Raw genomic sequence first — 13,727 nt, forward strand, 5'->3', positions numbered from 1 at the left:
CCCCACTATAATCCTTTCGTGCTCTGGCTCCGCGACCGCACCCTAGACCTGTCCCGGCCCCGGCTCATGGGCATCCTCAACCTCACCCCCGACTCCTTCTCCGACGGTGGCCTCTACCTGGAACCGGAAAGGGCCCTGGAAAGGGCCAGGACCCTGGTGGCGGAGGGAGCGGACCTCTTGGACCTGGGGGCCGAGTCCACACGCCCAGGGGCGGAGCCCGTCCCGGTGGAGGAGGAAAAGCGGCGGCTCCTCCCCGTGCTGGAGGCGGTTTTGGCCCTGGGGGTGCCCGTGAGCGTGGACACCCGCAAGCCCGAGGTGGCGGAGGAAGCCTTAAGGCTCGGTGCCCACCTTCTAAACGACGTCACGGGGCTTCGGGACGAGCGCATGGTGGCCCTGGCCGCCAGGTACGGGGTGGCGGCGGTGGTCATGCACATGCCGGTGCCCGATCCCCGGACCATGATGGCCCACGCCCACTATCAGGACGTGGTGGCGGAGGTCAAGGCCTTCCTCCACGCCCAGGCGGCCAAGGCCCTCAAGGCCGGGGTGCCCCAGGTGGTCCTGGATCCAGGGTTTGGGTTCGGCAAGCGTTTGGAGCACAACCTGGAGCTTCTGCGCCGCCTGGAGGAGATCGTGGACCTGGGCCATCCGGTCCTGGTGGGGCTCTCCCGCAAGCGCGCCATCGGGGAACTCACCGGGGTGGAAACCCCGGGGGAGCGGGCGGTGGGTTCGGTGGCCGCCCACCTCTACGCGGCCATGAAGGGGGCGAGGCTCCTCCGGGTCCACGACGTCAGGGCCCACCGGGAAGCCCTCGCCGTCTGGAACGCCCTCTGGGGGTAGGTATGGGAGAGATCGCCCTCCTGGGCCTGGAGTTCTACGGACGCCACGGGGTGATGCCCGAGGAAGGCAAGCTGGGGGCCCGTTTCGTGGTGGACCTCTGGCTCACGGTGCCCTTCGAGGGCAAGGGGGACCGCCTGGAGGAGACCGTGGACTACGCCGCGGTCTACGCCTTGGTGGAGGCGGCGGTGCGCCACCGCCGCTTCTACCTCATCGAGGCCCTGGCCGAGCACCTGGCGGAGGAGCTCCTCCGGGCCTTCCCCCGCCTTTTGGGGGTGCGGGTGCGGGTGCACAAGCCCCACGCCCCCATCCCCGGAGTCTTTCGCGACGTGTACGCGGAAACGGTAAAAACGCGCTCCTAGAGGGATCCTTTGCCCCTCATCTTGCGCTCATGGGAAGGGCGTGGTAGGATACCGGCGCCCGAAAAGGGCTAAGCCGAAGCTGGTATGCCTCCCCCACCGCTCATGGAGCGGTGGGCTATGAACTTTCTCACGCCCCTGGGCTAGACTAAAGGAGCCCGGAAAGGGGCGGGCCTGCTATGGAAAGGGTGGCCATATTTATAGACGGCTCCAACCTCTACAAGGGGCTGGTGCAGCACCTGGGTTCGGATTATCGGCTCAACTTCGTGGAGTTCATCACCCTCCTCACCGCCGGGCGGAAGCTCCTCAGGGCCTACTACTACAACGCCCCCCTCCCCCCGGAAGACCCCGCGGCCAAGGCGCACCAGAGTTTCCTCAACTACCTGAAGCGGGTCCCCTACGTGGCCGTGCGCCTGGGGCGGCTGGAAAGGCGGGCGGACGGCTTCGTGGAAAAGGGGGTGGACATCCAGATCGCCATAGACATCCTGCGCCTGGCCTACGCCAACGCCTACGACGTGGCGGTGCTGGTTTCCGGGGACGGGGACTTCGCCGAGGTGGTGAGGGTGGTGCAGGACATGGGCAAGCAGGTGGAAAACACCACCTTCCACGCCCTCTCCTCCCACCGCCTGGCCCAGCAGGCGGACCGCTTCTACCCCCTGGACGACTTCCCCTGGGAACGCCTTCGGGCCCCGAGCCTGCCCCAGGCCCCGGAGGGCGGGGAATAATCAGAGGAGCTCCTCGGGCCGGAAGAAGAGGGCGATTTCCCTTTGGGCGTCCTCGAGGTTCGCCGAGCCGTGGATGACGTTCTCGTCAATGGTGGTGGCGAAGTCCCCGCGGATGGTGCCGGGAAGGGCGTCCTTGGGGTGGGTGGCCCCCATCATCTTGCGCACCTCGGCCACCACGCCCGGTCCCTCCAGGACCATAGCCACCACGGGCCCGGAGGTGATGAAGCTCACCAGCCCGGGGAAGAAGGGCTTCCCCTGGTGCTCGGCGTAGTGCCGCTCCGCCAGCTCCCGGGGGATCTGCATCAGCTTAAGCCCCACCAGGCGGAAGCCTTTCCGCTCAAAACGGGCCAGGATCTCCCCCACCAGGCCGCGCCGAACGCCGTCCGGTTTCACCATCACGAAGGTGCGCTCCATACCCCTAGGAGTCTAGCAGGTCTAGGGGCCCCTGAAGTAGCCCAGCAGGATGTAGGCCACCACCACCACCCAGAGGAGGATGAGGAGCACGTCCCGCCAGGTGATCCGGGAGGGCCTGCCCTCCGGTTCCAGCACCTGGGTGGGAAGCTCCTCCGGCTCCTCCCCCAGCTTGAGGCGCACCGGGGCGCCGCCTGCCGCCTCGAGGGGAAGGGCGTAGGGACGGCCACCCCGGGGGAGCTCCTCGGGAAGGCGCACCACGATGGCGCTCACGTTGTCCGGACCCCCCCACTCGTTGGCCAGGGACACCAGGCGCCTGGCGGCCTCCTCCGGAGGAAAGTTCCTAAGCACCTCCAAAAGGGTCCGGTCCTCCAGCACCCCGGAAAGGCCGTCGGTGCAGAGCAGAAACACGTCCCCCGGCTCCAGCCTGAGGCCCAGGAGGTCCACCCGGGCCTGGGGAAAGGAGCCGAGGGCGTTGGTGATCACGTTGCGCCAGCGATGGGTCTTGGCCTCCTCGGGGGAAAGGAGGCCCTGGCGCACCCTTTCCGCCACCCAGGAGTGGTCCTCGGTGAGGAGGTGGAGGGCGCCCTGGCGCAGGAGGTAGGCCCGGGAATCCCCCACGTGGGCGAGGAGGGCGTAGGGCAGGTCCAGCACCAAGCAGGTGGCCGTGGTGCCCATCCCCCGGTTCTCCGGGCGCTGGGCCTCCTGGTGGATGCGCTCATTGGCCCGCTCAAAGGCCTGAAGGAGCACCCTGGGCGAGGGTTCGGCCCCCTTCAGGTGCTCCAAGATGGTCTCCACGGCGAGCCGCGCCGCCACCTCCCCGGTGCGGTGCCCCCCCATGCCGTCCGCCACCACGAAGACCCCGCCCCAGGGGGTGAGGGCGTGGCCCACGGCGTCCTCGTTCTTGGGCCGCTTTAGCCCGGGGTGGGTCTCCAGGGCGAAGGCCAGGTCGGGCACGGGAGGATTTTACCCCACCGGGGCGCCCCGGGGGCCAAGAGCCAGCCCCCGCCCCTGCATAGCCTTGACGCATACCGCATACCGGGGTACCTTGAGATTAAGCCCGGGCCCTAAAGCCCGGCGGTTTTGTTTTGGGAGGGCGCCATGCGCTTTGAAAAGATCGCCCCCTACACCTACCGCATCCCCCGCCAGGGGAAGATGCGGGTGGACGCGGTCTTCTTCGCCTCGGAGGAGATCTTAAGGGACCTCGAGGCCGAGAACTACGCCTCCTTGCAGCAGCTCATGAACGTGGCCACCCTGCCCGGCATCGTGGAGCCCGCCCTGGCCATGCCCGACATCCACTGGGGCTACGGCTTCCCCATCGGGGGGGTGGCGGCCTTTGACCCGGAGGAAGGAGGCGTGGTAAGCCCCGGCGGGGTCGGTTTTGACGTCAACTGTGGCGTCCGCCTCCTCGCCTCCCACCTCACCCTGCAAGACCTCCTCCCCCGGCAAAGGGAGCTCGCCGATGCCCTTTACCGCCTGGTCCCCTCCGGGGTGGGGAGCGAACGGCGGGACGTGCGCTTCAGCAAGAAGGAGCTCAAGGAGATCCTGAAGGAGGGCGCGGGCTGGCTCGTGAAGCGGGGCTACGGCTACCCGGAGGACGTGCGCTTCATCGAGTCCGAGGGCCGCCTCCCCTGGGCCAACCCCGAAAAGGTCTCGGAAAGGGCCTTTGAGCGGGGCGCCCCCCAGATCGGCACCCTGGGAAGCGGGAACCACTTCCTGGAGGTGCAGTACGTGGACGAGGTCTATGACGAGGAGGCCGCGGAGGCCTACGGGCTCTTCAAGGGGCAGGTCACCGTCCTCATCCACACGGGAAGCCGGGGCCTCGGCCACCAGGTCTGCCAGGACTACGTGGAGCGCTTCCTCAAAGCAGCCCCCCGGTACGGCATTGAGCTCGTGGACAAGCAGCTTGCCGCCGCCCCCATACGAAGCCCCGAGGGGGAGGACTACCTCCAGGCCATGGCCGCCGCCGCCAACTTTGCCTTCGCCAACCGCCAGCTCATCGCCCACTTCGTGCGGGAGGCCTTCGAGCTGGTGGGCTTCACCCCCAAGGCGCACGGCCTCCGGGTCCTCTACGACCTGGCCCACAACAACGCCAAGTTTGAGGAGCACGGGGGGAGAAGGGTCCTGGTCCACCGCAAGGGGGCCACGCGGGCCTTTGGCCCGGGGAACCCGGAGATCCCCGAGGCGTACCGCAGGGTGGGCCAGCCCGTCCTGGTGCCAGGGGACATGGGCCGCTACTCCTACGTGCTGGCGGGCACCGCCAAGGCCATGGAGGTCTCCTTCGGCTCCAGCTGCCACGGGGCCGGGCGCAAGATGAGCCGCCACCAGGCCAAAAGGATAGCCCGGGAGCGGAACCTGGTGAAGGAGCTGGCGGAGAAGGGCATCCTGGTCAGGGCCGCCACCCGGGCCACGGTGGACGAGGAGATGCCCGAGGCCTACAAGGACGTCTCCGTGGTGGTGGAGGCGGTGCAGGGGGCGGGGATCGGGAAAAAGGTGGCCCGCCTGAAGCCCGTCATCGTGGTCAAGGGCTAGCCGCGGTATCAGGCTTTTCTCACCCCTCTCTGCTTTCATGGGGGGATGAGGCGCCTTCCTTTCCTCCTGCTCTTCCTCTCCCTCGGCCTGGGCAGGACCCTGGTCCCCGCGGGTGCCCTGGACCTGGCCTTCCGCGAGGAAGGGGGCGCTTGGGTGTACGAGGGCCAAGGGGTGCGGCTGGTCTACGTGCCCGGGGTGGGGTGGGCGGAGCCCCCCGACCCCTCCCTCCCGCCCCCCGACCGGGAGCGGGTGCCCCTCGAGGCCCTAAAATCCCTGGGCTACCTCCGGGTGCCCGAGGCGGGCACGCGGTTCGGGGCGCAGGGGCGGGCCTTCCGGGTGGTCCTGGACCTCCCTGCCCCCCACCCGGAGCCCGCCCAGGAGGGGCAGGGGAGGGAACGCCTCACCCTCCTCCTCCCCTACCTGGCCCCGGGGGCCCTCCAGGCCCCCTGGCCCCCAGGCCTGCGGGCGGGGGTGCGCCTCCTGCCCGGGGGCACCGAGCTCCGCCTGGAGGCCCCGGGCCAAATCCTCCGCTACCGCCTATTTCCCCTCCAGGACCCCTCGAGGCTCGTCCTGGACCTCTACCTCCTTAGCCCCGAGGTGGAGGAGGCCCTGGCCCCCGGGGTGCGGTACAAGGAGGTCTGGGCCTTCACCCCCGAGCCCCTGAGGCTTTACCTGGTGGAGGCGGAAAGGGGCAGGCTCCTTCCCGTGGGCACCCCGGGGAAGCGGGCGCTTCCCAAGGACCTGGCCCCAGGCGCCCTCGCCGTCTTGAACGGGGGCTACTTTGACCCCAAGACGGGGACCCCCATCGGGCTTTGGGTGCAAGACGGGGTGACGGTGTCCTACCCTTACGGCCGGGTGGCCCTCCTCTGGGACGGGTTCGCCTTCTTTCTGGGCTTCCCCCAGTTCGTCGCCGAAGCGGTGGGGCCCAGGGGAGAACGGGTCCGGGTGGGGGTGAACGCCTCCAGGGCCCGCTACACCGCCCACGCGGTGCCGGGCCCCGTGGGACGGGAAGGGGAGGAGGTGGCCCTGGTGCGAAACGACCGAGTAGAAGCCTTCCTCCCCGCCCCAGCCGAGCTTCCGCCGGGGGCCTGGGCCCTCACCTTTCCCAAGGGAAGCCCGCCCTTCCCCTTGCAGACGGGCGACCGCTTAAGCCTCTACGGCCGCCTGGACCCCCCCTTCGCCCACGCCCTGGAGGGGGGGCCCCTCTTGCTTCGGGAGGGCCAGTACGCCTTGGACCCCGCCCGGGAGAACTTCAGGGATCCAAGGCCCCTCCAGGCGGTGGCCCCCCAGGCGGCCGTGGCCTGGACCAGGGAAGGAAGACTTTGGCTCCTCGTCTCCGAACCCACCACCCCCGGGGCCCTGGCCCGGGGGCTCCTCTCCCTGGGAGCCTGGAACGCCCTCCGCATGGACGGGGGCGGCTCGGCCCAGCTTTGGGTGCGGGGAAAGCTAAGGAGCCCCTACCAGGGCCCCCCCCGGCCCGTGGTGAGCGCCTTGGCCCTTTACGTCCCCTGAAGGGGCCACCTTCAGCTCACCCGTTCCACCCGGATGAGGTTGGTGGTCCCCCGCACCCCAAAGGGCACCCCGGCGGCGATCACCACCCGTTCCCCCACCTGGGCGAGCCCAGAGGCCCTCGCCTCCCGCAAGGCGATGCGCACCATGTCGTCGGTATCCTGGGGGTCGGGGGCCAGGCGGGGCAAAACCCCCCAGACCAGGGCCAGCTGGCGCTGGACCTCGGGGCTTGGGGTCAGGGCCAGGATGGGCACCTGGGGCCGGGTGCGGGCGATGCGCCGGGCCGAGCTTCCCGTGGCGGTGAAAACCACGATGGCCTTAGCCCCCACCGCCTCCACGATGTCGTCCGCCGCCTGGGCGATGGCGTCCTGGGTGGTGGGGGTAGGGGCGGGGCGCAACACGTTTAGCTTCTGCAGAAACTCCGGCGAAGCCTCCACCGCCCGGGCGATCTTGGCCATCATGGCCACGGCCTCCACCGGGTAGGCCCCGGCGGCGGTCTCCGCGGAGAGCATGACCGCGTCCGTCCCGTCAAAGATGGCGTTGGCCACATCGGAGGCCTCGGCCCGGGTGGGGCTCGGGTTCTGGACCATGGACTCCAGCATCTGGGTGGCGGTGATCACCGGCTTCCCCGCGGCGATGCACCGGAGGATGAGGCGCTTTTGCACGATGGGCACCTCCTCCAAGGGCATCTCCACCCCCAGGTCCCCCCGGGCCACCATGACGCCGTCCGCCTCCTCCAGGATCTCCTCAAACCGCTCCACCGCCGAGGGCTTCTCAATCTTGGCCATGAGCCGGGCCCGGGACCCGTAGCGGGCCAGGTAGTGCCGGGCCAAAAGGAGGTCGTCCCGGGTGCGCACGAAGGAGACCGCCACCCAGTCCGCCCCGAGCTCCGCCCCCAGGGCCAGGTCCCGAATGTCCTTCTCCGAGAGGGCGGGGATGGAGAGGTCAGCCCCCGGAACGTTGATGCCCTTGTGGTCGGAAAGCACGCCCCCCACCTCCACCCGGGTGTGGATCTCGTCCCCCTCCACCCCCTCCACCCGCAGGCGGATGCGGCCATCGTCCAGGAGGAGGACCTGGCCCGGGGCCACGTCCTCGGGCAAGCCCTGGTAGGTGAGGGAAACCCGGGTCTCGTCCCCTTCCACGGGGGCCCGGGTGAGGACAAAGGGCTGGCCCGCCTTGAGCTCCACGCGCCCCTCCCGGAATCGCCCCACCCGGATCTTGGGTCCCTGGAGGTCCTGGAGGATGCTCAGGGTCTTGCCCAGCTCCTCCCCCACCTCCCGCACCAGGGCGACCCGGTTCCGGTGGTCCTCTGGGGTGCCGTGGCTGAAGTTGAGGCGGAAGACGTCGGCCCCCGCCTCCACCAAGCCCCGGATCACCTCCTTGCTGCTGGAGGCGGGCCCCAGGGTGGCCACGATCTTGGTGCGCTTAAAAGGCCCCATAGCCCAGGAAGCGGGCCGCCTGGCCCAGCTCCTCCTCAATGCGCAGGAGTTGGTTGTACTTGGCCAGGCGGTCGGAGCGGGAGAGGGAGCCGGTCTTCACCTGCCCGGCGTTCACCGCCACCGCCAGGTCGGCGATGAAGCTGTCCTCCGTCTCCCCGGAGCGGTGGCTGATCACCGCCCGGTAGCCGGAGCGCTGGGCCAGGCGGATGGCCTCGAGGGTCTCCGAGAGGGTGCCGATCTGGTTCACCTTCACCAAGATGGCGTTGGCCACGCCGCGCGCGATGCCCTGGCGGAGCCTTTCCGGGTTGGTGACGAAGAGGTCGTCCCCCACGAGCTGCACCTTGCCCCCAAGCTCCCGGGTGAGGAGCTGCCACCCCTCCCAGTCGTCCTCGGCCATGCCGTCTTCGATGGAGCGAATGGGGTACTTCTCCACCCAGGAGGCCCAGAAGGCCACCATCTCCTCCGGGGCGAGCACCCTCCCCTCCCCTTCCAGGTGGTACTTCCCGTCCCGGTAGAGCTCGCTGGTGGCGGGATCCAGGGCCAAGGAGACCTCCTGTCCCGGGGTGTAGCCCGCCCGCTCAATGGCCAAGAGGAGGAGCTCTATGGCCTCCTCGTTGCGCTTGAGGTCCGGGGCGAACCCCCCTTCGTCCCCCACGTTGGTGCTGTAGCCCCGCTCCTTCAGCACCCCCTTGAGGGTGTGGAAGACCTCAGCCCCGATGCGCAAGGCCTCCGAAAAGCTCTCCGCCCCCCCGGGCACCAGCATGAACTCCTGGAAGTCCACCCGGTTGTCTGCGTGTTTCCCCCCGTTGATGACGTTCATGAGGGGCACGGGCAGGACCACCCCCTGGACTCCTCCCAGATAGCGGTAGAGGGGAAGCCCCAAGGCCGCCGCCGCCGCCCGGGCCGTGGCCAGGGAAACCGCCAGGATGGCGTTGGCCCCCAGGGCCGACTTGTTGGGGGTGCCGTCCAGCTCCAGCATGGCCCGGTCCACCCCCTCCTGGTCCAGGGCGTCCCGGCCGATGAGCTCGGGAGCGATGCGCTCGTTCACGGTCTCCACCGCCCGGCGCACCCCCTTGCCCAGGTAGCGCCTGCCCCCGTCCCGCAGCTCCAGGGCCTCGTGGGTGCCGGTGGAAGCTCCGGAGGGCACCATGGCCCTGCCCCGGGCCCCTCCCTCCAGCTCCACCTCGGCCTCCACCGTGGGGAAACCCCTGGAATCCAAGACTTCCCGGGCCTTCACCGCGAGGATCGTGGTCATGGTTCCCTCCTTTATGGAAGCGCTTCACGCCCCCCGGATACGAGCTTACACCCGCAGGGGCACCACCACCGCCTGGTACCCTTCCCCCTCCGCCAAGGGACGGACCAGGCTGGGGCTGGTAGGGCCGGAGAGCAAAAGCGCGGCCTGGCCCGCCAGGGGCCCCAGGGCCTCCAGGAGGTAGCGGGCGTTGTAGGCCACCGCCAGGGGTGTGCCCTCCAGGTGGACGGGGATCTCCTCCTGGCCCTTGCCGTAGTCCCCTTCCGCGCTCAGAAGCACCCGGCCCTCCTGGAAGAAAAGGTCCACGCGGTGGTTCTGCCGGTCCGCCAAAACGCTCACCCGGCGCAGGGCCTCCCGGAAGGGCTCCACCTCGAGGGTGGCCCTTAAGGGAAACTCCCGGGGAATAACCCTCTCGTAGTCCGGGAACTCCCCTTCCATCAGCCGGACCGCCATGCGGAGCTGTCCGGCGCCTTCCCGCGCCACCGCCACGCCCAGGGTCCCGGGGCCGAGGGCCACGGTCACCTCTCCCCCGCCCACGCTCTTGAGGACCCGGGCCAGCTCGTCCACGCTCCGGGCGGGCACCACCGCTTTTTTCCCGAAGGGCTGGGGCCTTTCCAGGTCATAGAGCGCCAGGCGGTAGCCATCGGAGGCCACGGTGCGTACCCCCTTCTCGCTGAACTCCAGCTGCACTCCCCGGAAGATGGCGCGGTACTCCTCGTTGCTGGCGGCGTAGCGCACGTGGGAAAGCGCCCGAAAGAGATCCTCCACCAAGAGCGCGGTCTGCAAGGGGTAAGCCTCGGAAGGCCCGTGGAAGTCGGGGAAAAGAAGCTCGGGGTAGCCCTCCGGGGGGGCAAGGCTCAACCGGGTCCGGAACCGGCCCGAGGCCAGCTCCAGCTCGGCGCCCAAGGCCAGTTCCACCAGGTCCCCGGGAAGGCTACGGATGAGCTGGAAAAAGGGCTGGGCCGGCACCAGGTACCGCCCCTCCCCCCGGGTGTCCGCGGGAAGCCGCACCTCCAGGTCCGCCTCCCCGTTGCTGCCAAAGAGGACGAGGGTGTTCGGGGAAAGGGCCAGCCCCAGGTAGGTGAAAAGCGGGTTGGAACTGCGGGAGGGGATGACCCTTTCCAGCAAGGCGATCTGCTCTGCCAGCAGGTTTTTGGGAAAGCTTACATCCATCTTGGCTTCCTCCCTTTTACTGCTACTAAGGTCTTTTTAAAGATCTTAAAAAGATAGTAGCCGTAGTAATAGGGGCTGTGGATATGTGGATAACGGGGGAAAAATCCCGTTCTGGAGGGAAAAGGGGTTGTGGAAAACCCCTGTGGATAACCCGCCTTCGGCTGTGGATAACCTGTGGACAAGCGGCCGGTTATCCACAGGCTGCCAGGGTAGGGGATTTTTCCACAGGTTGTCCACAGGGTTATCCACAGGTAAACCCCGGTTATCCACAGGGTTATCCACAGGTTATCCACAGGGGTCATGTGAGGCCCTCCCGGAGGGTCCGGAGGAGGTTTTGCACCTCCCGGTCGCTTTCGGACAGCTCCTGAACCTTTTGGATGGCGTAGAGCACCGTGGTGTGGTCACGCCCCCCAAAGAGCTGGCCGATTTCCGGCAGGGAGGAACGGGTCAGCTCCCGCACCAGGAACATGGCGATCTGCCGGGGAAGAACCACCTCCTTGCGCCGTCCCCCTCCCACCAGGTCCTCGGGGCGCAGGGCGAAGTGCTCCGCCACCTTGCGCACGATCTCCTGGGGGTCCACCTCCACGTCCCGGGGGGCGAAGATGTCGGAGAGGGCCTTGGCGGCCACCGCCCGCGTCAGCTCCACGCCGTTCAGGGAGGCGTAGGCCACGGTGCGCATCAGGGCACCTTCCAACTCGCGGATGTTGGAGGTTACCTGGCGGGCGATGTACTCCAAGACCTCCTCGCTCACCCGGAGCCCCCGTTGCTCGGCGTTCATCTTGAGGATGGCGATGCGGGTTTCCAGGTCGGGGGGTTGGATGTCGGTGATGAGGCCCCACTCGAAGCGGCTCCGAAGGCGGGCCTCGAGGGTCAGGATGTCCTTGGGAGGGCGGTCGGAGGAGAGGATGATCTGCTTGTGAGCCTCGTAGAGGGCGTTAAAGGTGTGGAAGAACTCCTCCTGGGTGCGTTCTTTGCCGGCGATGAACTGGATGTCGTCCACCAGGAGGAGGTCCACGGAGCGGTAGCGCTCCCGAAACTCCGTCATCCGGTCCTCGCGGATGGCGTTGATGAGCTCGTTGGTGAAGGTTTCCGTGGAGACGTATTCGATCTTGAGGTGGGGGAAGCGCTTGGCCACCGAGTGGCCCACCGCGTGCATGAGGTGGGTCTTGCCCAGGCCCACGCCCCCGTAGATGAAAAGGGGGTTGTAGGCCCGGCCAGGGGACTCGGCCACGGCCACCGCCGCCGCGTGGGCCATGGAGTTGTTGGGACCCACCACGAAGTTCTCAAAGGTGTACTTGGGGTTGAGCTTGGGCTGCGGGGCTTCCGGGATGGGGGCAGCGTGGAAGATGTCTTCCTGGACGGGGGTTCCGGGGACCACCTTGAGCTCAAACCTCGGGGCCTGGGCGCCGAGGAGGCCCAAGGCCTCCTGGATGAGTTCGGCGTAGTGCCGCCGGATCCAGTCCAGGGCGAAGGAGGTGGGCACGGCCAGCTCCAGAACGCCGTCTTGGATGCCGAGGGGGCGGATGCGCTCAAACCAGGTGTGAAACTCCACCTCGGTGATGTTACGGCGAATGTGTTCTAGAATATGGTGCCAGACTGCCTCGTGCGTCAAGGCTACCCCCGGTGGAAAAGCTACGGGCCCTTCTCGCGACCCCGGAGGAACATTCTATGCCAAGGGGTTGGGTAAAGTGGTGGGTGGGATGGGTTACGAGGTGGTGGTGGTGGGCGGAGGCCATGCGGGCCTCGAGGCCGCCTGGGCGGCGGCGGCCCTGGGGGTACGGGTGGCCTTGGTCACGGTGAACCCGGAGAGGATCGGCATGATGCCCTGCAACCCCGCGGTGGGGGGGCCGGGCAAGAGCCAGCTGGTGGCGGAGCTGGTGGCCCTGGGAGGGCTCATGGGCCGGGCGGCGGATGCCGCCGCCATCCACACCCGGGTGCTGAACCGCTCCAAGGGCCCCGCGGTGCAGAGCCTGAGGGTCCAGGTGGACCGGGACCTCTACGCCCTGAAGGCCCAGGAGATCCTCTCGGAAAGGCCCGTGGAGGTCGTCCGGGGGGAGGTGGCCGCCCTCTGGGTGGAGGGGGGGAGGCTCCTTGGGGTGCGCACCGTGGACGGCCGGGCCCTCCCCGCCAAGGCGGTGGTGGTGGCGGGCGGCACCTTTCTCTCCGGGGTGGTGTGGTACGGCAGGCGGTCGCGGCCCGCGGGGCGGCAGGGGGAGCCGCCGTCCCGCTTCCTCTCCCAGAGCCTGAGGGCGGTGGGGCACACCCTCAGGCGTTTCAAGACGGGCACACCCCCCCGCATCCGGGCGGATTCCGTGGAGTTTTCCGCCCTGGAGGTGGTCCCTCCAGAGGTGCCGCCGGGGAGTTTCACGGGAAACCCGGGGCCCCACGCCGCCCGGCTTCCCACCTGGCAGACCCGCACCACGGGCAGGACCCACCGCCTGATCCGGGAGAACCTGCACCTCTCCCCCCTTTACGCCGGGGACATCACGGGAATCGGGCCCCGCTACTGCCCCTCCATTGAGGACAAGGTGGTGCGCTTCGCCGACAAGGAGAGCCACCTCCTCTTCGTGGAGCCGGACGGCCTTGCCACCAGCGAGGTCTACCTGCAGGGGTTTTCCAGTAGCCTCCCCCCGGAGCTCCAGGAGGAGATGGTGCGCTCCCTCCCCGGGTTTGCGCGGGCGGTAATCCAGCGCTACGCCTATGCGGTGGAGTACGACAGCCTGGACCCCACGGAGCTCACCCGGGGCCTGCAGTCCCGCCTGCTCCCCGGCCTCTTCAGCGCCGGGCAGGTGAACGGGACCTCGGGGTACGAGGAGGCGGCGGCCCAAGGGCTTTTGGCCGGGCTCAACGCCGCCCGCTTTGCCCTTGGGCTTCCCGAGGTCCACCTGCCCCGGGAAAGCGGCTACATCGGGGTGCTGGTGGACGACCTGGTGGGGAGGGGCACGGACGAACCCTACCGCATGATGACCTCCCGGGTGGAGCTCCGCCTTCTCTGCCGGGCGGACAACGCCGACGAGCGCCTCACTCCCCTGGCGGTGGCCTGGGGCCTGAGGCCCAGGGAGGACCTAGAGCGGGTGGAGGCCAAGTACCGGAGGGTGGCGGAGGAGCTTAAGCGCCTCGAGGGCCTCCGGGTGGAGGGGGTTTCCGGCCTGCAGTGGCTTAGGCGCCCGGAGAACACCTACCAGGCTCTTGTGGAGCGCTTTCCCCCGCCCGAGCCCCTTTCCCCCGAGGAGGCCTACCAGGTGGAGGTGCGGGCCAAGTACGCGGGGTACATAGAGCGGCAGGAGCGCCTGCGGGAGAAGATGCGGGACCTGGAGGCCATCCGCATCCCCGAGGGGCTGGAGTTTCCCCGCGTCTTCGGCCTTTCCCGGGAGGCGGTGGAGAAGCTCTCCCGGGCCAGGCCCCGCACCCTGGCCGAGGCCGCCCGGGTGCCGGGGGTGCGGGACTCGGATCTGACCGCCCTCCTGGTCCACCTGCGGAGGCTCGCCTGATG

12 protein-coding genes are annotated in these 13,727 nt (G+C 68.8%); 6 read left to right on the forward strand and 6 right to left on the reverse strand.

Annotation, left to right across the window (positions count from 1 at the left end; translation table 11 throughout):
- Positions 1 to 18 precede the first annotated feature (18 nt).
- The 3 genes from folP to ACYQ0J_RS07795 all read left to right on the forward strand — a co-directional run bounded on the left by folP (position 19) and on the right by ACYQ0J_RS07795 (position 1,918).
- Positions 19 to 837 (forward strand): dihydropteroate synthase, encoded by an 819-nt coding sequence (folP, locus tag ACYQ0J_RS07785; protein ID WP_460171593.1) that lies wholly within the window; start codon positions 19 to 21, stop codon positions 835 to 837.
- Between the two features lie 2 nt (positions 838 to 839).
- A complete protein-coding gene (gene folB / locus ACYQ0J_RS07790) occupies positions 840 to 1,196 on the forward strand; it encodes a dihydroneopterin aldolase (RefSeq protein WP_460171594.1) in 357 nt (118 codons plus the stop codon).
- A gap of 176 nt (positions 1,197 to 1,372) precedes the next feature.
- A complete protein-coding gene (locus tag ACYQ0J_RS07795; RefSeq protein WP_460171595.1) occupies positions 1,373 to 1,918 on the forward strand; it encodes a LabA-like NYN domain-containing protein in 546 nt (181 codons plus the stop codon).
- Here the strand turns inward: ACYQ0J_RS07795 and ndk are convergent, their stop codons facing one another.
- Both ndk and ACYQ0J_RS07805 read right to left on the reverse strand, forming a co-directional pair.
- On the reverse strand, positions 1,919 to 2,332 hold the full coding sequence (gene ndk / locus ACYQ0J_RS07800; protein WP_460171596.1) for a nucleoside-diphosphate kinase: 414 nt from the start codon (positions 2,330 to 2,332) through the stop codon (positions 1,919 to 1,921). It abuts the gene before it with no gap.
- 21 nt (positions 2,333 to 2,353) lie between these two features.
- Positions 2,354 to 3,286 carry a PP2C family protein-serine/threonine phosphatase gene (locus ACYQ0J_RS07805; RefSeq protein WP_460171597.1) on the reverse strand — a complete coding sequence of 311 codons (933 nt, stop codon included), beginning with the start codon at positions 3,284 to 3,286 and terminating at the stop codon, positions 2,354 to 2,356.
- A gap of 144 nt (positions 3,287 to 3,430) precedes the next feature.
- On the opposite strand from ACYQ0J_RS07805, the gene rtcB reads away from it, so the two are divergent.
- Both rtcB and ACYQ0J_RS07815 read left to right on the forward strand, forming a co-directional pair.
- Positions 3,431 to 4,861 carry an RNA ligase RtcB gene (gene rtcB / locus ACYQ0J_RS07810; protein WP_460171598.1) on the forward strand — a complete coding sequence of 477 codons (1,431 nt, stop codon included), beginning with the start codon at positions 3,431 to 3,433 and terminating at the stop codon, positions 4,859 to 4,861.
- 45 nt (positions 4,862 to 4,906) lie between these two features.
- Complete coding sequence (locus ACYQ0J_RS07815; protein ID WP_460171599.1) at positions 4,907 to 6,373, forward strand: phosphodiester glycosidase family protein; 1,467 nt, start codon at positions 4,907 to 4,909, stop codon at positions 6,371 to 6,373.
- A gap of 11 nt (positions 6,374 to 6,384) precedes the next feature.
- Here the strand turns inward: ACYQ0J_RS07815 and pyk are convergent, their stop codons facing one another.
- The 4 genes from pyk to dnaA all read right to left on the reverse strand — a co-directional run bounded on the left by pyk (position 6,385) and on the right by dnaA (position 11,846).
- The gene (gene pyk, locus ACYQ0J_RS07820) at positions 6,385 to 7,809 is read right to left on the reverse strand and encodes a pyruvate kinase (RefSeq protein WP_460171600.1); all 1,425 of its coding nucleotides are present in this window, start codon (positions 7,807 to 7,809) and stop codon (positions 6,385 to 6,387) included.
- Positions 7,796 to 9,064 (reverse strand): phosphopyruvate hydratase, encoded by a 1,269-nt coding sequence (gene eno, locus ACYQ0J_RS07825; protein ID WP_460171601.1) that lies wholly within the window; start codon positions 9,062 to 9,064, stop codon positions 7,796 to 7,798. Before eno ends, pyk begins: the two co-directional genes overlap by 14 nt.
- 45 nt (positions 9,065 to 9,109) lie before the next feature.
- Entirely contained in the window at positions 9,110 to 10,234 is a 1,125-nt protein-coding gene (dnaN, locus tag ACYQ0J_RS07830) for a DNA polymerase III subunit beta (RefSeq protein ID WP_460171602.1), read from the reverse strand.
- 298 nt (positions 10,235 to 10,532) lie between these two features.
- Complete coding sequence (gene dnaA, locus ACYQ0J_RS07835) at positions 10,533 to 11,846, reverse strand: chromosomal replication initiator protein DnaA (RefSeq protein WP_460171603.1); 1,314 nt, start codon at positions 11,844 to 11,846, stop codon at positions 10,533 to 10,535.
- 88 nt (positions 11,847 to 11,934) lie between these two features.
- On the opposite strand from dnaA, the gene mnmG reads away from it, so the two are divergent.
- Positions 11,935 to 13,725, forward strand: coding sequence for a tRNA uridine-5-carboxymethylaminomethyl(34) synthesis enzyme MnmG (mnmG, locus tag ACYQ0J_RS07840; RefSeq protein WP_460171604.1), 1,791 nt, complete (start codon positions 11,935 to 11,937; stop codon positions 13,723 to 13,725).
- The last annotated feature ends 2 nt before the right edge of the window (positions 13,726 to 13,727 follow it).

Source organism: Thermus sp. FJN-A, from assembly GCF_054655095.1.

Coding starts and splice junctions, on each gene's coding strand:
- pyk (WP_460171600.1), bottom strand. CDS start 7,809: ATGGGGCCTTTTAAGCGCACCAAGATCGTGGCCACCCTGGGGCCCGCC.
- dnaN (WP_460171602.1), bottom strand. CDS start 10,234: ATGGATGTAAGCTTTCCCAAAAACCTGCTGGCAGAGCAGATCGCCTTG.
- ndk (WP_460171596.1), bottom strand. CDS start 2,332: ATGGAGCGCACCTTCGTGATGGTGAAACCGGACGGCGTTCGGCGCGGC.
- folB (WP_460171594.1), top strand. CDS start 840: ATGGGAGAGATCGCCCTCCTGGGCCTGGAGTTCTACGGACGCCACGGG.
- mnmG (WP_460171604.1), top strand. CDS start 11,935: ATGGGTTACGAGGTGGTGGTGGTGGGCGGAGGCCATGCGGGCCTCGAG.
- ACYQ0J_RS07795 (WP_460171595.1), top strand. CDS start 1,373: ATGGAAAGGGTGGCCATATTTATAGACGGCTCCAACCTCTACAAGGGG.
- rtcB (WP_460171598.1), top strand. CDS start 3,431: ATGCGCTTTGAAAAGATCGCCCCCTACACCTACCGCATCCCCCGCCAG.
- eno (WP_460171601.1), bottom strand. CDS start 9,064: ATGACCACGATCCTCGCGGTGAAGGCCCGGGAAGTCTTGGATTCCAGG.
- ACYQ0J_RS07815 (WP_460171599.1), top strand. CDS start 4,907: ATGAGGCGCCTTCCTTTCCTCCTGCTCTTCCTCTCCCTCGGCCTGGGC.